This window comes from Mariniluteicoccus flavus (assembly GCF_054776655.1).
In genome coordinates this window covers 142,506-162,257 of record NZ_BAAHBN010000006.1, presented here as the reverse complement: position 1 = coordinate 162,257, position 19,752 = coordinate 142,506, and the positions used below count along the sequence as shown (strand labels likewise).

19 protein-coding genes are annotated in these 19,752 nt (G+C 71.0%); 14 read left to right on the top strand and 5 right to left on the bottom strand.

Annotated elements, in window-relative coordinates:
* Positions 1–94 precede the first annotated feature (94 nt).
* From ACYVAG_RS11725 to ACYVAG_RS11700, 6 genes are all read left to right on the top strand, one after another.
* Positions 95–424 (top strand): SDR family NAD(P)-dependent oxidoreductase, encoded by a 330-nt coding sequence (locus ACYVAG_RS11725; protein WP_460769879.1) that lies wholly within the window; start codon positions 95–97, stop codon positions 422–424.
* Positions 402–917, top strand: coding sequence for an SDR family NAD(P)-dependent oxidoreductase (locus ACYVAG_RS11720; protein WP_460770037.1), 516 nt, complete (start codon positions 402–404; stop codon positions 915–917). The genes ACYVAG_RS11725 and ACYVAG_RS11720 overlap by 23 nt, the downstream gene beginning before the upstream one ends.
* Complete coding sequence (locus ACYVAG_RS11715; protein WP_460769878.1) at positions 914–2,035, top strand: flavin-containing monooxygenase; 1,122 nt, start codon at positions 914–916, stop codon at positions 2,033–2,035. Before ACYVAG_RS11720 ends, ACYVAG_RS11715 begins: the two co-directional genes overlap by 4 nt.
* Before the next feature lie 183 nt (positions 2,036–2,218).
* The gene (hutH, locus tag ACYVAG_RS11710) at positions 2,219–3,790 is read left to right on the top strand and encodes a histidine ammonia-lyase (RefSeq protein WP_460770035.1); all 1,572 of its coding nucleotides are present in this window, start codon (positions 2,219–2,221) and stop codon (positions 3,788–3,790) included.
* Positions 3,791–3,807: 17 nt separating this feature from the next.
* Positions 3,808–4,332, top strand: coding sequence for a glycine cleavage system transcriptional repressor (locus ACYVAG_RS11705; protein ID WP_460769876.1), 525 nt, complete (start codon positions 3,808–3,810; stop codon positions 4,330–4,332).
* Positions 4,325–5,053, top strand: a complete 729-nt coding sequence (locus ACYVAG_RS11700) for a class I SAM-dependent methyltransferase (RefSeq protein ID WP_460769875.1) — start codon at positions 4,325–4,327, stop codon at positions 5,051–5,053. Before ACYVAG_RS11705 ends, ACYVAG_RS11700 begins: the two co-directional genes overlap by 8 nt.
* A 162-nt stretch (positions 5,054–5,215) precedes the next feature.
* Here the strand turns inward: ACYVAG_RS11700 and ACYVAG_RS11695 are convergent, their stop codons facing one another.
* From ACYVAG_RS11695 to ACYVAG_RS11680, 4 genes are read right to left on the bottom strand one after another with little or no spacing between them, the layout of a single operon-like run.
* Positions 5,216–6,046: an HpcH/HpaI aldolase/citrate lyase family protein gene (locus ACYVAG_RS11695; RefSeq protein WP_460769874.1), complete on the bottom strand. Its 831-nt coding sequence runs from the start codon at positions 6,044–6,046 to the stop codon at positions 5,216–5,218.
* The gene (locus ACYVAG_RS11690; protein ID WP_460769873.1) at positions 6,043–7,230 is read right to left on the bottom strand and encodes a CaiB/BaiF CoA transferase family protein; all 1,188 of its coding nucleotides are present in this window, start codon (positions 7,228–7,230) and stop codon (positions 6,043–6,045) included. Before ACYVAG_RS11690 ends, ACYVAG_RS11695 begins: the two co-directional genes overlap by 4 nt.
* A complete protein-coding gene (locus ACYVAG_RS11685) occupies positions 7,227–8,249 on the bottom strand; it encodes a hypothetical protein (RefSeq protein WP_460769871.1) in 1,023 nt (340 codons plus the stop codon). The genes ACYVAG_RS11690 and ACYVAG_RS11685 overlap by 4 nt, the downstream gene beginning before the upstream one ends.
* A complete protein-coding gene (locus ACYVAG_RS11680; RefSeq protein ID WP_460769870.1) occupies positions 8,246–9,247 on the bottom strand; it encodes an ADP-ribosylglycohydrolase family protein in 1,002 nt (333 codons plus the stop codon). The genes ACYVAG_RS11685 and ACYVAG_RS11680 overlap by 4 nt, the downstream gene beginning before the upstream one ends.
* A 57-nt stretch (positions 9,248–9,304) precedes the next feature.
* Here ACYVAG_RS11680 and ACYVAG_RS11675 point away from each other — a divergent pair, with 57 nt between their 5' ends.
* The 7 genes from ACYVAG_RS11675 to ACYVAG_RS11645 all read left to right on the top strand — a co-directional run bounded on the left by ACYVAG_RS11675 (position 9,305) and on the right by ACYVAG_RS11645 (position 16,859).
* On the top strand, positions 9,305–10,366 hold the full coding sequence (locus ACYVAG_RS11675) for a LacI family DNA-binding transcriptional regulator (protein ID WP_460769869.1): 1,062 nt from the start codon (positions 9,305–9,307) through the stop codon (positions 10,364–10,366).
* Positions 10,363–11,310, top strand: a complete 948-nt coding sequence (locus tag ACYVAG_RS11670; protein ID WP_460769867.1) for a carbohydrate ABC transporter permease — start codon at positions 10,363–10,365, stop codon at positions 11,308–11,310. Before ACYVAG_RS11675 ends, ACYVAG_RS11670 begins: the two co-directional genes overlap by 4 nt.
* Positions 11,307–12,143 carry a carbohydrate ABC transporter permease gene (locus tag ACYVAG_RS11665; RefSeq protein WP_460769865.1) on the top strand — a complete coding sequence of 279 codons (837 nt, stop codon included), beginning with the start codon at positions 11,307–11,309 and terminating at the stop codon, positions 12,141–12,143. Before ACYVAG_RS11670 ends, ACYVAG_RS11665 begins: the two co-directional genes overlap by 4 nt.
* A 25-nt stretch (positions 12,144–12,168) precedes the next feature.
* The gene (locus ACYVAG_RS11660) at positions 12,169–13,458 is read left to right on the top strand and encodes an ABC transporter substrate-binding protein (RefSeq protein WP_460769864.1); all 1,290 of its coding nucleotides are present in this window, start codon (positions 12,169–12,171) and stop codon (positions 13,456–13,458) included.
* Between the two features lie 61 nt (positions 13,459–13,519).
* Complete coding sequence (locus ACYVAG_RS11655; RefSeq protein ID WP_460769862.1) at positions 13,520–14,686, top strand: ADP-ribosylglycohydrolase family protein; 1,167 nt, start codon at positions 13,520–13,522, stop codon at positions 14,684–14,686.
* Positions 14,687–14,697: 11 nt separating this feature from the next.
* On the top strand, positions 14,698–16,026 hold the full coding sequence (locus tag ACYVAG_RS11650; RefSeq protein ID WP_460769861.1) for an ADP-ribosylglycohydrolase family protein: 1,329 nt from the start codon (positions 14,698–14,700) through the stop codon (positions 16,024–16,026).
* Positions 16,023–16,859, top strand: coding sequence for an alpha/beta fold hydrolase (locus tag ACYVAG_RS11645; RefSeq protein WP_460769859.1), 837 nt, complete (start codon positions 16,023–16,025; stop codon positions 16,857–16,859). The genes ACYVAG_RS11650 and ACYVAG_RS11645 overlap by 4 nt, the downstream gene beginning before the upstream one ends.
* Positions 16,860–17,156: 297 nt before the next feature.
* On the opposite strand, the gene ACYVAG_RS11640 is transcribed toward ACYVAG_RS11645, so the two are convergent.
* Positions 17,157–17,936 carry an IclR family transcriptional regulator gene (locus ACYVAG_RS11640; protein WP_460769857.1) on the bottom strand — a complete coding sequence of 260 codons (780 nt, stop codon included), beginning with the start codon at positions 17,934–17,936 and terminating at the stop codon, positions 17,157–17,159.
* A 143-nt stretch (positions 17,937–18,079) separates the two neighbouring features.
* On the opposite strand from ACYVAG_RS11640, the gene hutU reads away from it, so the two are divergent.
* Positions 18,080–19,747: a urocanate hydratase gene (hutU, locus tag ACYVAG_RS11635; RefSeq protein WP_460769853.1), complete on the top strand. Its 1,668-nt coding sequence runs from the start codon at positions 18,080–18,082 to the stop codon at positions 19,745–19,747.
* Positions 19,748–19,752 lie beyond the last annotated feature (5 nt).

Sequence of the window (19,752 nt, the reverse complement as noted above, 5' to 3'; positions counted from 1 at the left end):
AATCATCTGTCCCGCCCCGGCCATTTGATGTTAATCGCCGGAACAAGTCCCTCGCCGACTGACGACGACTCGGCCACACGAGGGGGGTCGGTCCGTGAAGCCGTTCAAGCCACAGGTCAGCATCGTCACCGGCGGGGCGTCCGGCATCGGCCGCGCCCTCGCCACCAGGCTCGCCGAGCGCGGCGGCCGGGTGATCATCGCGGACCGCGACATCGCCGCCGCCGAGCGCACCGCGACCGAACTCGGCGAGCGCGTCACGGCGGTCGCCCTCGACGTCGCGGACTCCGACGCCGTCCGCGCCCTGGTCGTCGAGACGACCGAGGCCGAGGGACGCCTCGACCTCATCGCCAACAACGCCGGCATCCTGCCAACGGCCCGATCGAGGAGTTCGACGAGCATCACTGGCGGCGCGCGTTCGACGTGAACCTCGAGGGCGTCATCACCGGATCACGGCGGCGTACGCGGTCATGAGCAAGCAGGGCTTCGGCGCCATCCTGAACGCCGGCTCGCTGGCGGGCCTGATGATCTCGCCGCGCATGTTGCCCTACATGGTCACCAAGCAGGCCGTCGTCGCGTTCAGCCGCGGCCTGGCCATCGAGGCGAAGCCGCGCGGCATCGGCGTCCACGTCATCTGCCCCGACTTCGTCGACACCAAACTGCTGGACGAGCCGCTGGACCCCGGCGCCCACGCCGGGAGCTTCCGCACGTTCGCGAAGTCGCTCCAGCCCAAGCTCACCACGCCCGAGACGGTGGCCGACAAGGCGATCGCCGGCATCGAACGCGGACGGGTCGTCATCCCGGTCGGCCGGTTCGCGAACTTCATGTGGCGCTCCGACCGCTTCCTGCCGGGCGTGACCGACTTCGGCTCGGGCTTCGCGGCCCGCAAGGAGGACCAGCGCGCGGGGTTCCGCCGGTGACGGGGCGTACCGTCGTCATCGGCGCCGGGCCCGGTGGCCTGGCCGCGGCGGCCGCGCTCAAGAAGCGCGGCGTCGACGTGGTCGTCGTCGAGCGTGCTGATGCGGTGGGCAGCACGTGGCGCGGCCACTACGACCGGTTGCGGCTCCACACACCGCGCGAGCTGTCCGGCCTGCCGGGCTATCCCATCCCCAAGCGGTTCGGGCGCTGGGTCGGCCGGGCCGATGTGGTGCGCTACCTGGAGGAGTACGCGGCGTACCACGACCTGGACGTGCGCACCGGGGTGACGGTCGAGCGCGTGGAGCGCGACGTGCCGAACTGGGTCGTGCGGCTCGCGGGCGGCGAGGAGCTGCGGGCGCGCGACGTGGTGATCGCGACGGGCTACAACAACACGCCGAAGATGCCGACGTGGCCGGGCCTGGACGAGTTCGGCGGCGAGGTCGTGCACGCGTCGGCATACCGGACGGGGGCGGCGTACGCGGGCCGCGACGTCCTGGTGATCGGCATCGGCAACACCGGTGCGGAGATCGCGGTCGACCTCGTCGAACAGGGCGCCGGGAAGGTCTGGATCGGGGTGCGTACGCCGCCCTACATCCTGCGGCGCGACCGCGGGTTCTGGACGGCGAATCACATGGGCATCGCGGTGCGGCACCTGCCGCCGAAGGTGTTCGACTGGCTGCAGGCGAAGATGCCGCCCGAGACGCCGGACCTGTCGAGGCACGGGCTGCCGCCGGGCCGGGACGGGCTCTATTCGCAGGTGTTGAAGGGGACCATCCCGGTGCAGGACGTCGGCATCGTCGCCGCGGTGAAGGCGGGGACGGTGACGCCGGTGGCGACGCCCGCGCGCTTCGACGCCGCCGGGGTGGAGCTGTTCGACGGGCGCCGCCTCGAGCCGGACGTGGTCGTCGTCGCCGCGGGCTACCAGCGGGCGCTCGAGGGGCTGGTCGGCCACCTCGGGGTCCTGAACGCGCAGGGATCGCCGATCGTCAACGGCGGGAAGCCGGCGCTGCCGGGGCTCTGGTTCAGCGGCTTCACCAACCCGATCTCCGGCATGTTCCGCGAGCTGCGGATCGACGCGGAGAAGATCGCGAAGGCGATCGCGAAGGGGTTGCCGGGTTGACACGCTCTCCGAGCGAGGCCGCCTGCGGCCGAGTCGAGGAGCTCGGCTCCTCGACTCGCTTCGCTCGCTCGGCTCCTCGACTCGCTTCGCTCGCTCGGAGAACGATCCCTATATCTCGGATCCGGGACATGATGTGACCCGAGGTTGGTCACAGTGCCCGCATCGGCCACAGTGGCGCCCGTGGTGAACGAGACTGCTGCTGCCCCCGCCGATGCCGTCGTCACGGTCGGGATCGGACCCGTCAGCGCCGAGGAGGTCGTGCTGGTGGCGCGCGGCGGCGCGCGGGTCGAGCTGGCCGCCGAGGCTCTGGCCGAGATCGCGACCACGCGTACGCGCATCGAGGAGCTGGCGGCCGCGCCGCGTCCCGTCTATGGCGTCTCCACGGGGTTCGGCGCCCTGGCCACGCGGCACATCCCGGGAGAGCTGCGTACGCAGCTGCAGCAGTCACTCGTTCGCTCGCACGCCGCAGGGTCCGGCCCCGAGGTGGAACGCGAGGTCGTACGCGCACTCATGCTGCTGCGGTTGTCGACACTGGCGACCGGTCGCACCGGCGTACGGCCGGTGGTCGCGGAGGCGTACGCGGCCGTCCTCAGCGCCGGCATCACGCCGGTGGTGCACGAATATGGCTCCCTCGGCTGTTCTGGCGACCTCGCGCCGCTCGCCCACTGCGCGCTGGCGGTGATGGGCGAGGGCGTCGTGCGCGACGCGTCGGGCGAGCGCATGGCCGCGGCCGATGCCTTGGAGGCCGCGGGCATCGAGCCCGTCGTCCTCGCCGAGAAGGAGGGCCTCGCCCTTATCAACGGCACCGACGGCATGCTGGGCCAGCTCGTGCTCGCGTGCCACGACATCGGACGGCTGATGACGCTCGCCGACGTCACGGCGGCGATGAGCGTCGAGGCGATCATGGGCACCGACAAGGTGTTCGCCGCCGAGCTGCAGGCGCTGCGTCCCCAGCCGGGCCAGGCGATCGCGGCGGCCAACATGACGAGGGTGCTCGCCGGGTCGCCCCTGGTCGCGTCCCACGATCGCGACGACTGCCCGATCGTGCAGGACGCCTATTCGCTGCGCTGCGCCCCCCAGGTGGCGGGCGCCGGGCGCGACACGCTCGAGCACGCGCGGCGCGTGGCCGCGTACGAGCTGGCGGCGGCGGTGGACAACCCCGTCGTGACGCTGGACGGCCGCGTGTCGTCGAACGGCAACTTCCATGGGGCGCCGGTGGCGTACGTGCTGGACTTCCTGGCCATCGCCGTCGCCGACCTGGCGTCGATCTCGGAGCGGCGCACCGACCGCTTCCTCGATGCGAAGCGGTCGCACGGGCTGAATCCCTTCCTGGCGGACGATCCGGGGGTGGACTCGGGGCACATGATCCTGCAATACACGCAGGCGGGGATCGTCTCGGAAATGAAGCGGCTCGCCGTTCCGGCGTCGGTGGACTCGATCCCGAGCTCGGCGATGCAGGAGGACCACGTGTCGATGGGCTGGTCGGCGGCCCGCAAGCTGCGCCGCGCCGTCGACGGGCTGACGCGCGTGTTGGCGTGCGAGGCGCTGACGGCGGCTCGGGCGTTGGACCTGCGCGAGGCGACCGGGCTCGAGGGCGGCGCGGCGACGCGGGCCGTACGCGACCGCATCCGCCGCGAGGTCGAGGGTCCGGGACCGGACCGGTTCCTCGCGCCGGAGATCGAGGCCGTCGTGCAGCTGGCGGCCTCGGGCGAACTGGTGCGGGCGGCGGAGGCGGTGACGGGACCGCTGGCCTGACTGCCTAGGCTGCGGTCATGGTGAATCTTGTGCTGACCGTCGTCGGTGACGACCGTCCGGGTCTCGTGAGCGCGCTGGCGAAGGCGGTCGCCGACCGCGGCGGCAACTGGCTCAAGGGCGACATGGCTCGGCTGGGCGGGAAGTTCGCGGGCGTGCTGCTGGTCGACGTGGACGACGCGGCGGTCGACGCGTTGACCGCCGATCTCCAGGGACTGGGCGTCCTGGACGTGTCGGTGAGCCGCACCGAGGAGCCCGACGTCGCGACCAGTGACCGTTGGACACTGACGCTCGTCGGCAACGACCGCCCCGGCATCGTCCGAGAGGTGGCTGGCGTGCTGGCGTCGAGCGGCGTCAGCATCGACGACCTCGAGACTGGCACGCGCGAGGCGCCCATGACCGGCGGCGTGCTGTTCGAGGCGAAGGCGGTGCTGTCGGCGCCGGCTGGGGTGGAACGCGCCCAGGTCGCGGAGGCGCTCGAGTCGATCGCGCAGGAGCTCATGGTGGACGTGGAACTGGGAACGGAGGATGAGCCCGGTGTCTGACCCCGATCCCACGTTGGGTGAGCGAGAGCCCGATCCCACGTTGGCTGAGCGAGAGCCCGACCCCACGTTGGCTGAGCGAGCGCCCGATCCGACGTTGGCTGAGCGAGCGCCAGCGAGTCGAAGCCACGACAACACCCCCGACGGCTGGGATGCCCGCTATGCCGCCGACGACCGCATGTGGAGCGGCCAGCCCAACGGCCTGCTCGTGGCGGAGGTGGCCGACATGCCGCCGGGCCGCGCGCTCGACGTCGGCTGTGGCGAGGGCGCAGACACCCTCTGGTTGGCCCTGCGCGGTTGGGATGTCACGGCCGTCGACGTCTCCCGCGTGGCGATCGACCGCGGCCGGGCGGCTGCCGGGGAGTCCGGCGTACACGTCGACTGGCGCGTGGGCGACGTGGTGGCCGCCGGCCCCGAGCTCGGAACCTTCGACCTGGTGACGGCGTTCTATCCCGTGCTGCCGAAGGAGTCCCGTGGCATCGACGTGTTCCTGGACGCCGTCGCCCCGGGCGGCGTGCTGCTGTTCGTCCACCACGTCTTCGGCGACGACCACGCCGCCGAACACGGCTTCGACCCGGCCGACTTCGTCCAACCCGACGACGTCCGCGCGGCGCTCGGGGACGGATGGACCGTCGAGTCGGCGGGCGTCCGGGATCGCACGGTCACCGAGGGACAGGGCGCGGGTCACACGCTGGATTCGTTGGTGCGGGCGCGACGCCACTGACGGTGCGGGTGGTGGCTTCGACTCGCTGGCGCTCGCTCAGCCAACGTGGAATCGAAGCCTTGCCCCACGTTGGCTGAGCGAGGCCGCCTGCGGCTGAGTCGAAGCCTTGCCCCACGTTGGCTGAGCGAGGCCGCCTGCGGCCGAGTCGAAGCCGCCCGCCCCTCACCCCTCCCCGAGCTGATCCGCGAGTTGCACCGTGCGTTGGTGCAGCCGAACCATGGCCGGGTCGAGAAAGGTGCCGTCGGCGAGCACGACGACTCCCGCCCCCGCCTCGGTCGCGCCCTCGAGCGCGGCCAGCGCGCGCCGCGCCCGGTCGACCCGTTCGCTCGATGGCCGAAAGGCCTGCCGCACGGTCTCGATCTGGCGGGGGTGGATGACGGTCCGCCCGACGAAGCCCAGGTCGGCGAGGTGGCGCGTGCTCGCCAACAGCCCGTCCGCGTCGGCCACATCGGTGTACGCTGCCGCCAGCGGCGCAGGCAGCCGGGCCGCGCGTGCGGCCACAACCAAGGTGGTGCGGATGGGGTCGAGCGCGACCTCCCCGGTGACGCCGAGGTCGCTGCGCAGGTCGGCCTCGCCCAGCCCGATGCCCGCGACGCCCGGAACCCGTGCCAGGGCAGGGATCTGCTCGACCCCGACCGCCGACTCGACGAGGGCGTACAGGGGTCGCCCGGGCAGGCGTCGAGCGATGCGGGCCACGACCGCGGCCTTCTCGCACTTGGGGACGCGGACCCCGACGTCGCGTGGGAGGGTGGCGACCGCCTCGAGGTCTTCGGCGTGCCAGGGCGTCCCGATCGCGTTGACGCGCACCTGCGTACGCGTCCCTCCGCTCGTCGCGACCGCCTGCTCCAAGAGCGATCGCGCCCGGTCCTTGTGTTCGGGTGCGACGGCGTCCTCAAGGTCGAGGATGACCTCGTCGGCGCCCGACGCGTACGCCTTGGCGAACCGGTCGGGCCGATCGGCGGGGGCATAGAGGGCGGTGATGGTGAAGGTCATGCGATGACTCCCTCGGCGCGCAGGCGCGCCATGGTCTCGGTGTCGAACCCCAGTTCGGCGAGCACCGCGTCGGTGTCCTCCCCGTGGCGACGGCCGGTGAACCGCACCGATCCCTGACCGTCGCTCATGCGGAACAGCACGTTCTGCATCGCGATGTCGCCGAGGTCGGCGTCGTCGATGCGGAGGATCGTCCCCAGGGCGTTGTACTGCGGGTCGGTCACGATGTCGCCGGCCTCATGGACGGGAGCGACCGCGGCGTGGACCCGCTCGAACTCGGCGACCACGACCGCCTCGTCGTGGCGGCCCACCCAGTCGGCCACGGCCGCGTCCAGTTCGTCGACGTGCTGCACGCGTCCGGCGCCGGTCGCGAACCACGGTTGGGCGACCACGTCGTCGCGGCCCACCAGCCGCATCACCCGCTCGGCAATGGATTGCGACGATGTCGAGACCGCCAACCAGCGACCGTCGCGGGTGCGATAGAGGTTGCGCGGCGCGTTGTTGGCCGAGCGGTTCCCGGTCCTCGGCTGCACGGTGCCGAGCTGGTCCCATCGGGTGATCTGCGGCCCGAGCATCGCAAGGATCGGCTCGATGATGGCGAGGTCGACGACCTGCCCGCGCCCGGTGGTCGTCCGCTGGTGCAGCGCCGTGACCGTCGCGAACGCGGCCGCCAGCGACGCGATGCCGTCGGCGAGAGCCAGGGGTGGAAGCGTGGGGGGGCCCTCGGGATCTCCTGTCAAGGAGGCGAATCCGCTCATCGCCTCAGCCAGCGTGCCGAACCCCGGCCGTCCCGCATAGGGGCCGAACTGGCCGAAACCCGTGACGCGCGTGACGACCAGCTTCGGGTTGACCGAGTGGAGGTCGTCGGGTCCGAGCCCCCATCGCTCCAGGGTGCCGGGACGGAAGTTCTCGACCAGCACGTCGGAGTTCGCGACGAGCTCGAGGAACACCTCGCGTCCGCGCGACAGATCGAGCGCGACGCAGCGCTTGTTGCGCCCCAGGGTCTTCCACCACAGGTTGTGGCCGTCCCGACTCGGGCCGTGGCCGCGGGCGGGGTCGGGCCGCGTCGGGTGCTCGACCTTGATCACCTCGGCGCCGAGGTCGCCGAGGAACATGGCCGTCATCGGGCCGGCGAACAGCGTGGACGCGTCGATGACGCGCGTCCCCTCGAGGGCGGGTGTGGTCATCGCGATCCCTTTGTGGTGGGTTCTTCCGGGACTTGTTCCTGCGTGCTCGGGGGAAGCGTGATGTCCGCCGCCCAGGGAATGCTGCACCCCGTCGGGCGCAGCGCCGACCGCCACCCGTCGGGCACGGCGCCCGGCCCCAGAGCGCTGCCCATCAGGGCCCCGACCAGAGCCGGCACCGAGCCACCCTGGCGGACGAGCGCCAGGGATGCTCCGACCACACCGGGAAGCGTGGCCGCGGGGTGGTCGGGATGGTCCACCGTCCAGGCCACCAGCGCAAGGGCGGCCGGGACGGTGTCGCCGGCGAGGTCGGCGTAGGAATACACCGCGTCGAGCAGCGGGGCGACGGCCAGCGCCAGGCTCCAGGGATCAGGGGCCGAGCGGACCAGCGCGCTGAACTCGGTGTGCTGCAGGGACAGGCGGCCGTGAGGATCGGCGCCCCACGCGCCCGGCTCGCCCCAGACGTCGAGACCGCCTGACACCAGACCGTGTCCCACCAGGTCCCCGAGCCAGCGCGCCGACGCCACCCCGTCCCCGTGGTTCGTCAGCGCGGCGTCCTCCGCGATGGCGGCCCCCGCGTCGCCGCCCAGGGCGGCCGCGAAGCCCAGCGCCCGAAGCGCGGCCAGATCGTCGTGCCCGTGGGGATTGTGGGCGCCCGTGGCGTGGCCGTCGCGCGCGAGTGAATCAAGGGCGGTCATGGCCGAGATGCGGCCAGCAAGCGCCTGACGGTGGTCCAGCCGCCGCGCCCACAGCTGGCTCACCGGCAACCCGTCGGCGGCCCCCCGCCACGTGTCGGCGACCCAGTCGGTGACGTCGCCGGGGCCGGCCACCAGCGGTGTGGGCGTGACGTTCAGGCCGAAAGGGACCACGGGATCGGTGACGCCGTGCTCGTCGCCGAAGGCCGTCAGGTCGCGTGCCTTCCTGCGGGTCCACGCGGGCATCAACCGGCTGCGTTGGAACGCGGCGGGCCAGGCGACGGCGTCGCCGAACGCCAACCCCAGCAGGGTCCCGGCGGCGCTCACGACACGCCTCGCGCAGCCACGAGACGTTCCGCAAGGTCGTCCAGGCGTACGCCCCGCACCGCCTCACCGAGACATCGCCCCGTCAGCGGTCCCAGCCGGTCCCGCCACGCCGCCGGGATCGCCGCGTCCCCGACCCGGGCTCCGACCAGCGCCCCCGCGATGGCCGCGATGGTGTCCGCGTCACGGCCGAGTTCGACCGCCCCGGTCACGCAGGCCGCATAGTCGTCGGGGTGCTGCAGCGCGGCCCACGCGGCCAGCGCGACCGCCTCGGGAGCAAGATCGGTCCACGGGAACCGTTCACCCACGACGGAGGCGAGCACCTCGTCCGGATCAGCGAGGCCGCGTACGCGGGTCACCGCCGTCGCGGTCCAACTGCTGGGCGGGACCAGCGCCAGGGCGGTGTCGAGCGCGGCGTCCATGGCGGATCCCCCCATCAGTGCGGCGACGGCGGCCGCCACGACCACACCGCCATGGACGCCTTCCCCCGACGCGCTGATCGAGGACTCGATCGTGACCAGCCGAGCGGCCTCGTCGGGGTCGCCCGCGGCGAAGACGCCATAGATGGCCGCGCGCATCGCAACGCCGTCGCTCCACGGGTGGAGGTGGGCGGCGCTGGCCGGCGTCGACCAGCCTCGGCGCAGGTTCTCGACGGTGCCGAGTTCACTGAAGCCCGCGCCGCGTTGGACGGCCAGCGGCACGACATGCTCCCGGTACGCGGCCTCCACGTGGGCGGGGGTGAGCCAGTCGCCGCGGCGAATGAGCAACGCGGCCAGGAACGCGGCGTACTCCGAGTCGTCGGTGCCGCGGACGTCATCGGTGAGGAAGTCGGTGACGGGCCCCCAGCGGTCGCGGATCTGCTGTCTGGACAGGTTTTCCGCCGGTGCTCCCAGCGCGTCGCCGATGCCGAGACCGAGCAGGCAGCCGCGGGCCCGCTCCTCGACCGACGGCCTGGTCGGCGTTCCGGGGGAGCCCTTGACAGTCCTGTCGGTGGCGCTCACACTCATCACTGTAAGCGTTTACAGTTGACCCGGGCAAGACTCACGAAGGAGTGGGTGATGCAGGACTCCAATCGCGTGACCGTGAAGACGGTCGCCGAGCGCGCGGGGGTGTCGATCGCCTCGGTGTCGCGGGTCCTCAACGGCCTGTCGGCCCGGCCCGACACCGTCGCACGGGTCGAGGCGGCCGTCGCCGAGCTGCGCTACACCCCGGTCGCGGCTGCCCGCTCGCTGAAGCTCGGCTCGTCCGGCCAGATCGCCTGCGCCTTTGCCGACATCGGCAACCCGGTCTACGTCGCGATGATCCGCGCGATCGAGCGCGAGGTGGCCCGGGCGGGCCTCCGGCTGGTCATCCACGCGACCCACTCCGACCCCCTGGCCGAGGAGCAGGTCGTCCGGGGCCTGGCGATGGGTTATGCCGACGGGCTGGTCATCAGCCCGCTGCGGCCCACCGACAGGCTGGTGTCGCTGCTGTCGGCGAGCACGTCACCCGTCGTCGTCATCGGCAACATCGCCGCCAAGGCCGATGTCGACACAGTGCGCGTCGACTCGCGCCAGGCCGTACGCCTGGCCGTCGCCCATCTCGCCGACCTGGGGCGGCGGCGCATCGGCTTCGTGAACGGCCCGGTCGACACGACCCCGGGACGTATCCGCCGGGAGGCCTTCCGCGCCGCGCGCCTGGCCGCCGGGGACGTGCCGGAAGAGGTCGACCGTCTCATCGTCACCGGCCCCGAGTTCGACGACGACTCGGGTTTCGCCGCCACGCGCGAGTTGCTGGCCCGTGCCGACGTGGACGCACTCCTCTGCGCGACCGACACCCTGGCGGTCGGCGCGGCCCGCGCCCTCCGCGAGGCCGGGCTGAGCGTGCCCGACGACGTCGCCCTGGCGTCGATCGACGACACCCCCCTCGCGCGACTGTGCACGCCCCAGTTGACTTCGGTGTCGCTCAAGGCCGAGGAACGCGGCGCCATCGCGGCCACGATGCTGCTCGCGCGTCTCGCCGAACCCACGATGCCGACGCGTCGCCGCAGCCTGCGCCCCGAGCTCGTCGTGCGCGAGTCGACCCAGCCCGGCCCCCAGACCGATCATTCCCACCGGCCCCGCGCAAGGAGGCGCCCATGACCGAGGTGGCAGCACTCACCCCGAAACCCGAGGTGCCGGACGCCCCGGCGAAGAAGCGGAAGAGCGGCAGGGCGAAGACGGACCAGAAGACGATCTGGCTGATGCTGATCCCGTCGCTGTTGCCGGTCATGGCCTTCAGCGTCTATCCCCTGGTGAATGGCATCTGGCTCGGCTTCACCGATGCGAAGGCCGGGTTCGAGATCGTGCCCCGGTTCAACGGGCTCGACAACTACGCCAAGATGCTCGGCGACGACATTTTCTGGAACTCCTTCAAGATCGGGCTCATCTGGGCCTTCGCGGTCACGATCCTGCAATTCCTGCTGTCGTTGGGATTGGCGATCCTGCTCAACTCGGGACTGCGGTTCCAGAGCTTCGTCCGGCCGCTGGCGCTCGTGCCCTGGGCGATGCCGTCGGTGATCGTCGCCATCCTGTGGAAGCTGATCTACCACCCCGATGCCGGCATCCTCAGCGCAGCGCTGCGGCGTCTCGGCATCATCGACGAGAACATCAACTGGCTGGGGTCGTTCGAGCTCGCGCTCCCCGCCGTCATCGTCGTCGGTGTGTGGGCCGGCATGCCGCAGACCACGATCACGCTCCTCGCCGGCCTGCAGAACGCGCCGCAGGAACTCTATGAGGCCGCGGCGATGGACGGCGCCGGCACGTGGGAGCGCTTTCGTACGGTCACCTGGCCGAGCATCGCGCCGGTCGTGCTGGCGATCACCTCGCTCGACTTCGTGTGGAACTTCAACTCGTTCGGCCTGGTCTACGTCCTCACAGAGGGAGGCCCCGGCGGCCGCACGATGCTCCCGATGCTGTTCGCCTACCAGCGTGCGTTCGGCGGTGGCGACTTCGGGTACGCGGCCGCGCTGGGCAACGCGATGGTGATCATCATCATGGCGATCCTCGTGTTCTACCTCCGCAAGCGGATGAAGGAGGCGGAATGAACCGCACGCCCACCTGGGTCCGCGTCCTGCAGTACGCGGCGCTCGCCGCATACGTCGTCTTCCTCGGCTTCCCGCTGTTCTGGCTGTTCACCACGTCGTTCAAGCCGCCGCAGGAGCTCAGTGTGCTTGAGCCGACGTTCTTCCCGAAGAACTGGACGACGGCGAACTTCGCGGAGGCCTTCCGTGTGACGCAGCTGCCGCGCGCCCTGATGAACAGCCTGCTGGTCGCGCTGGCGACGTCGATCATCACCACGCTTATCGCGATGCCTGCCTCGTACGCCCTGGCGCGCTTCCGCAGCCGCCTGCGTACGGTCGCCGTCGGGTGGATCCTCGTCAGCCAGCTGTTCCCGTTCATCCTGCTGGTGATCCCCCTGTTCATCATGTTGAAGAACTTCGGTCTCATCAACACCCTCGCCGGGCTCGTGCTCGTCTACGTCACGTGGGCGCTGCCCTTCACGCTGTGGATGCTGCAGGGCTATGTGGCGGCGATCCCGGTCGACCTCGAGGAGGCCGCGGCCACCGATGGGGCGTCGCGCATGACGATCCTGCGCACGATCATCTTCCCGTTGCTGATGCCCGGCATCGTCGCGACGGCGATGTTCGCGTTCATCTCGGCGTGGAACGAGTTCTTCTTCGCCCTGGTGATCATCCAGGACCCGGCGCTCGAGACCGCGCCGCTGTTGCTGGCGCGCTATGTCGGCGCGGAGGGGTCGGTCAACCTCGGCCCCCTCAGCGCGACGGCCCTGCTCACGACCCTGCCTGGTCTGCTCATCTTCGCCATCGCACAACGCAAGCTCGTCTCCGGCCTGATGGCCGGGGCCGTCAAGGGCTGAAGCCCAACCACCGAAAGGATCCACCATGAAGCGCCGCTCATTCATCGTCGCCGGATCGGTCGGCACCATGGCCGCCCTGACCGGTTGTGTCCAGGCCAAGTCGGGGGGCGGTGGCACGACCTCGTCGGGCTCCGGACCCGTCAAGCTGACGTTCTCGTCGTACGCGTTCCAGGAGCCGACGGTGAAGGCCGTCGAGGAGATCGTGAAGTCGTGGAACGCCGCACATCCGGACATCCAGGTGGAGCTCCAGAAGGTCGACCCGTCGTCGGTGCACGACAAGTTGGTCACCCAGTTCGCCGGCAACACCGCGCCCGACATCATCCACGACGAGTCGGCCGACATCTCGGGGTTCACGCGTCAGGGCTACCTGACCGATCTCAAGCCCCTCATCCCGGCTGACCTGAAGTCCGCGATTCCCCAGGGCACGTGGGATTCCTGCACATTCGACGGGAAGGTCACCGGAGTCCCGCTCACGGCCCAGCTCTATGTGGTTTTCGCCAACACGAAGATGCTCAAGGAGGCCGGCATCACGGTGCCCACCGCCGGCATCAACTGGACGTGGGACGACCTGATGGCCAACGCGAAGAAGCTGACCGCGGGTGATCGCAGCGGGTTCGCGTGGGGCATGAAGTCGCCCACCGCCGGACTGCTCTCCATGGCCATGAACTACGACGGGAAATACTTCTACGGCAACGAGGCCAAGCCCGAGATCAAGATCGGCGAGCCCGAGCTCAAGCTGCCGCGCATGTTGAAGAAGATGCTCGAGGAGAAGTCGATGGCCGCCAACTCGGTGTCGCTGTCCGGCAGCGACGTGCTCCCCGGGTTCTTCGGTGGGAAGTACGCGATGTTCATGGGCGGCAACTTCCAGGCCGTCCAGGTGGCCCAGAAGGCGCCCTCGGGCTTCGAATGGACGATGCTGCCGCCGCTGAAGGGCACGTCGATCGGCCAGACCGCCAACCCGCAGACGCTGTCGATCGCCCGCCAGAGCAAGGCTCCCGACAAGGCCATGCAGTTCATCGCCTATTTCGCCCAGGCCCAGAACCTCGCGAAGTTCGCGGAGGGCGACGCCCTGCTGCCCGTCACCAAGGAGGCGTCGGAGGTCGTGAAGAAGAACACCGCCGGCAAGTTCGGCTGGGACGCGCTGCTGAGCTCGCCCGAGGCGCTCGTCGCGGCGCCGATGACCAAGGCGGACAAATATTCGCAGTGGAAGTCGGAGGTCGGAAACCCGACGTTCCAGGAGTTCTTCTCCGGCAAGATCGACGAGGCCGCGATGGTCACCAAACTCACGCAGGGTTGGCAGAAGGCGAACTCCTGACGACCCCGCGTACGCCTTCGGGCACACCCCCACCACAGAGGCATCGAACGAAAGGGACCACGTGAATCTTCTGGAGGACAAGGCCGTCGGCGCGCTGCAGGGCGCGGCCGTCGGCGACGCGATCGGCGGAGCGACCGAGGGCCGCAGCGCCGAGGAGATCGTCGACCGCTATGACGGGTTCGTCACGGGCATCGTCGACTACTTCATGCCGGACTGGCGCACCGCGAAGCCGATGTCGCCTTATCACAAGGGCGACGGGCACGTCACCGATGACACCTTGATGACGAACCTGCTCATCGACGTCTACGAGACCGTCGGGGGACACCTCTCGCCGTTCGATCTCGCCGACCACCTGGTGCCGGCCATGATGACAAAAGTCACGTGGATCCCTGAGCTGGAACGGGAAACCGTGCCGCTCCTGCGGGTCTTCCTCGCCGAGAAGTGGCTGGTGACCCGGCTCTACTACGGTCACATCGACCCGCGCGAGGCGGGCGTCGGGAACGTCGTCAACTGCGGTGCGGCGATGTACATGGCGCCGGTCGGCATCGCCAATGCCGGCGATCCCGACGGCGCGTACGCGGAGGCCATCGACATCGCCGGGGCCCATCAGCTCAGCTACGGCCGGGAGGCGGCCGGGGTGTTCGCCGCGGCCGTGGCTGCGGCGATGGCGCCCGGGGCGAGTGTCGACGACGTGCTGGGCGCGACGGTACGACTCGCCAGGGACGGCACGAAGGCGGCCATCGAGGCCGTGCTGGAGGCGGCCGACACGGTGTCGGGGGAGGGGGACGAACGGTGGGGCAACGCCATCGCCCCGCTGCGCGACGCCATCCGACCGTTCGACACCGTGGGCGAGCTGTATCGCGTTCCTGCGCAGGACTCGCGGCGTCCGAGCCGACTGAAGGCCATCGAGGAGCTGCCCGTGGCGCTGGGCTTCGTCAAGGTCACCGGGGGCGATGCGCGGGGCGCCATCCTGGGCGCGACCAACTACGGCCGCGACTCCGACTCGATCGCGACGATGGGGGGGTCGATCTGCGGTGCCCTGAACGGCACCGCGGGCGTCCCGGCCGAATGGGTGGAGCGCGTCGGCACGGCCTCGAAGCTCGACATGGTGGCCGGCGGTCGCCGTATGGCCGACGTCGCCCGGAAGGTGCGGGAGGCCGACCGCGAACGCGAGGCCGCGCGGACGCGGGCGTGGGATGCGCTGGTCGGGGGTGGGCCGCAGCGATGAGGGTGACCTGGGTGCAGCCCGAAGACGTGGTCCGCCACGAACTCTGGCAGTCGGAGCAGGAGGGCAAGGACGTCTCGGCGGTGCGCGAGGCGTGGCTCGGGGCAGGCGGTGAGGACGGCTTCCCCTACGGCGGGGCGACACCAGACCCGGCCTCGCCCGAGCTCCGGGCGCGGGCGGTCGAACTCCTGGCCGAGCTCGCGGCGCTCACCGGGCCCGCCGATGCCGACGAGCCGAGCGACTGGGCGACGATCGCGGGCCAACTCGGCGACGTGCCCGCGACGGGTGCTGCGGCCGACCCGGAACGGATCACGTCGGCGTGGCTGGGTCGCGGCATCGGCTGCGTGCTCGGCAAGCCGGTGGAGAAGGTTCCCCGAGCCGGCATCGAGGAGATCCTGCGCGCCACCGGCCGCTGGCCGCTGGACCGCTGGTTCACCGCCGTCGGGCTGCCCGACGAGGTGTCGGCCCGTTGGCCGTGGAACCGGGCGAGCCGGCCGACGAGCCTCGAGGAGAACATCGACGGCATGCCGGAGGACGACGACACGAACTACACCCTGATGGCGCTCCGGCTGATCGAACAGCACGGCCGCGACTTCACCGCCGACGACGTCGCCCAGATGTGGCTGCTCGACCTCCCCGCCGGGCGTGTGTTCACCGCGGAGCGGGCGGCCTATCGGAACCTGCTGATGGGGATGTCGCCGCCCGAGACGGCCTTCCACCACAACCCCTTCCGCGAATGGATCGGCGCCCAGATCCGCACCGATCTCTATGGCTGGGTCAACCCCGGAGACCCGCTCGCGGCCGCCGAGATGGCGTTCCGCGACGCGTCGGTCAGCCACACGCGCAACGGGCTCTATGGCGCGATGTTCGTGGCCGCGATGGCGTCGGTGGCAGTGACCGGAGCAGACGTGCCTGCGGTGCTCGACGCCGGGCTCGCCGTCGTCCCCCGACGCAGCCGCATGTATGGGGCGATCACCTTCGGCCGCGGGTTGGCCGAACAAGGGGTCGGGTTCGAGGACGCGTACGCGGAACTCGAGCGGGCGTACGGGCACGTCCACTGGGTGCACAGCCTGAACAACTCGGCGCTGGTGGCGTACGCGCTGGCCTCGTCCGACGGCGACTTCTCGACCGCGATCTGCCGGACGGTGATGGGGGGCTGGGACACCGACTCGAACGGGGCGACGGTGGGCGCGGTGATGGGCGCCGTCGTGGGCCCGGGCGGCATCGAGTCGCGATGGTCGGATCCGTTGCACGACCGGCTGTCCACGTCGATCCCGGGCTGCGACGGATCGTCGTTCGGCGACCTGGCGCGGCGCACGGTCGCGCTCCTGCCGGGGTCATGATCGGGTTCGGCGGATTCCACGTCGGTCCGCCGTCCCGCGCCGCCTGGGTCGAGTTCGTCGAGGCCGAGGGGGACGCCACGCCGGTCGTGCTGGTGCACGGAAGCGGGCTGCACGGTGCGTACTGGTGGGGGACTCCTGATCGCCGGCCGGGCTGGGCGCAGGCGATCGTGGCGGCCGGGCGCTCCTGCTATGTCCTCGACTGGCCGGCACACGGCCGCGGCGCGGGGCGGGACGACGACCTGGTCGGGCTGTCGCTGCTCGACGTGCGCGACCGGGTGGCCGAACTCGTCGCCGAGGTGGGTCGCGCGGTGGTGGTGACGCACAGCCGTTCGGGGCCGGTGGGATGGTCACTGCTCGACACCCCTGCGACGGAAGGGATCGCCGCAATGGTCGGCATCTCCCCCAGCCCGCCGGCGAACCTGGTCGAGGAGGGTCATGGGCAGGCCGACGGGCCGATCGCGTGGACCGGGGTGGGCCGCGAGAAGGACGTGACGACCAGCCGCTTCCCGAAGGGCGACGCGGCCGCGCGCTGGTCGAGCTTCCTCGCGCCGGAGTCGACGCGCACGCTGGACGAGCGCAACAACGTGGCCGGGCAGGGTCTGTGGGTGGAACCGGTGCGCGGCGATGACCCGCCGGTCCTCGTCGTGACGGGGGACGACGACGCGGGACACCCACGGGAGTGGGACCGGGCGACCGCCGACCTGTTCGGCGGCGACCACCTGTGGCTGCCCGACCACGGGCTGATGGGCCACGGCCACCTGATGATGGTCGAGGAGGGCAACGACGCGATCATCGGGCTGGTGCTGGACTGGCTGGGGCGACGAGGGGTGTGAGGTGGCTTCGACTCGCTGGCGCTCGCTCAGCCAACGTGGAGTCGAAGCCTCCCCCCACGTTGGCTGAGCGAGGCCGCCTGCGGCCGAGTCGAAGCCTTGCCCACGTTGGCTGAGCGAGGCCGCTTGCGGCCGAGTCGAAGCCTCACCTCCGCCCCTGCAGCCGAGTCGAAGCCTCCCCCACGTTGGCTGAGCGAGGCCGCTTGCGGCCGAGTCGAAGCCTCACCTCCGCCCCTGCAGCCGAGTCGAAGCCTCCCCCCACGTTGGCTGAGCGAGGCCGCCTGCGGCCGAGTCGAAGCCTCACCTCCGCCCCTGCAGCCTCCGCGTGATCTCCGCCGCCCCCGCGCTCAATCCCGCGACCAGCTCCGCCGGGTCGCGCGTCAGAATCCGCGACCGCCATGTCGCCGACAGTGCCGCCAACGGCTGCTCGTGCAGGTCGAACACCGCCACGCCGGCCGACCTCAGCCCCGTGGCCACCAACTCGACCTCCTCGCTGAATCCCTGCTCCCGTTCGGATCGCAGCTGCCGCAGCAGCTCCGCCTGAGACCGCGGCCCGCGGCCGGTGCGCGACACGAAGTCGCCGGGGCGGGCGTACAGCGCCTTGATCTGTGCCGTCCCCATCTGCGCGAGGATCGCGCGGCCGTTCGCGGTCAGGTGCGCCGGCAGCAGGACGCCGATCGCCGTCACGAGGTCGGGTTCGGCCTCGCTGACGTGGGTGGGTGACTCCTTGAGGAGATACATGGTGTTGGCGCCGCGGAGGATGCCGAGGTGGATCGTGATCCCAGCGTCCGCGGCGATTCCCCGCATCACGGGTCGCGCCAGGCGTTCCAGCTGCTCGTGCGGCGTGTACGCCGACCCCAGCCGGAACGCGCCGGCCCCCAGCGAATAGCCCCGCGCCTCCGGGACGTAGGTCACGAAACCGCGATCCACCAGCACGGTGAGGATGTGGTACGCCGACGAGCGCGGCAGGTCCAGGTCGCGCACCAACGTCGCAACCGGCACCGTGCCGGTGCGCTGCGACAGGTAGGTCAGGATGTCGAGGGCCCGGCCCACCGCCGGGGACGTGCTCGATTCGGCCATGCGTACGCCCTTTCCGATCTCGGCAGGCTAACCGACGCGCGTCTCGGATGCCAGATCCACGCGGGCTGCCGCGTGCGGCCGCGTACGCGTCCCCGCACGCTGGGACCGACCCCCGCGATTCCGTCAGGTGCGAAGGAGCAGACATGACCCACGACTTCACCCGCGGTGCCCGCCCGGTGAGCGCCCCCCCCGGCACGGAGCTGCGTACGAAGGGCTGGCCCCAGGAGGGCGCGCTCCGCATGCTCATGAACAACCTCGACCCCGAGGTGGCCGAGCACCCCGACGCCCTGGTCGTCTATGGCGGCACCGGGCGCGCGGCCCGCAGCTGGGACGCGTTCGACGCGATCGTACGCAGCCTCGAGTCGCTCGAGGCCGACGAGACCCTGCTGGTGCAGTCGGGCAAGCCCGTCGGCATCTTCCGCACCCACGAGTGGGCGCCGCGCGTGCTGATCGCGAACTCCAACCTGGTGGGCGACTGGGCGAACTGGGAGTTCTTCCGCGAACTCGAGGCCGAGGGCCTGATGATGTATGGCCAGATGACCGCGGGATCCTGGATCTACATCGGTACGCAGGGCATCCTGCAGGGCACCTACGAGACCTTCGGGGCCGTGGCCAGGAAGCGCTTCGACGGCACCCTGGCCGGCACCATCACCCTGACCGCCGGGCTCGGCGGCATGGGCGGCGCCCAGCCGCTCGCGGTGACCATGAACGAGGGCGTCGCGATCTGCGTGGAGTGCGACGAATCGCGCATCGACCGGCGCATCGAGCACCGCTATCTCGACATCAAGGCTCTCGACCTCGACCACGCGCTGGAGCTGGCCGTCGAGGCCCGCGACGCGAAGAAGCCGCTGTCGATCGGCGTGCTGGGCAATGCGGCCGAGGTGTTTCCCGAGCTACTGCGCCGCGAGGCCCCGATCGACATCGTCACCGACCAGACATCGGCGCATGACCCGCTGGCGTACCTGCCGCTGGAGTATGACTTCGCCGAGATGGCCGAGCGCGCGAAGGACGACCCGTCGACGTTCACCAAGGCGTCGCGCGAGTCGATGGCCAGGCACGTCGAGGCGATGGTCGGCTTCCAGGACGCCGGCGCGGAGGTCTTCGACTACGGCAACTCCATCCGCGACGAGGCGCGCAAGGCGGGCTATGAGCGTGCGTTCGAGTTCCCGGGGTTCGTGCCCGCGTACATCCGTCCCCTGTTCGAGGAGGGCCTCGGCCCGTTCCGCTGGGCGGCGCTGTCGGGCGACCCGGAGGACATCGCGAAGACCGACGCCGCGATCCTCGAACTGTTCCCGGAGAACGAGCACCTGAGCCGCTGGATCTCGATGGCCGGCGAGCGTGTCGCGTTCCAGGGCCTGCCGGCGCGCATCTGCTGGCTCGGCTATGGCGAGCGCCACCGCGCCGGCCTGAAGTTCAACGAGATGGTCGCGGCAGGCGAGATCGGCCCGATCGCCATCGGGCGCGACCACCTCGACTCGGGCTCGGTCGCGTCGCCCTATCGCGAGACCGAGGCGATGAAGGACGGGACGGACGCGGTCGCCGACTGGCCGCTGCTGAACGCGCTGGTGAACACGAGCTCGGGCGCCACCTGGGTGTCGATCCACCACGGCGGCGGCGTCGGCATCGGCCGCTCGATCCACGCCGGCCAGGTCTGCGTGGCCGACGGCACCGAGCTCGCCGCGCAGAAGCTCGAGCGCGTGCTGACCAACGACCCCGGCATGGGCGTCATCCGCCACGTCGACGCGGGCTATGAGCACGCGGCGGACGTGGCGCGGGAGCGCGGCGTACGCGTGCCGATGCAGGAGGGCTGAGAACG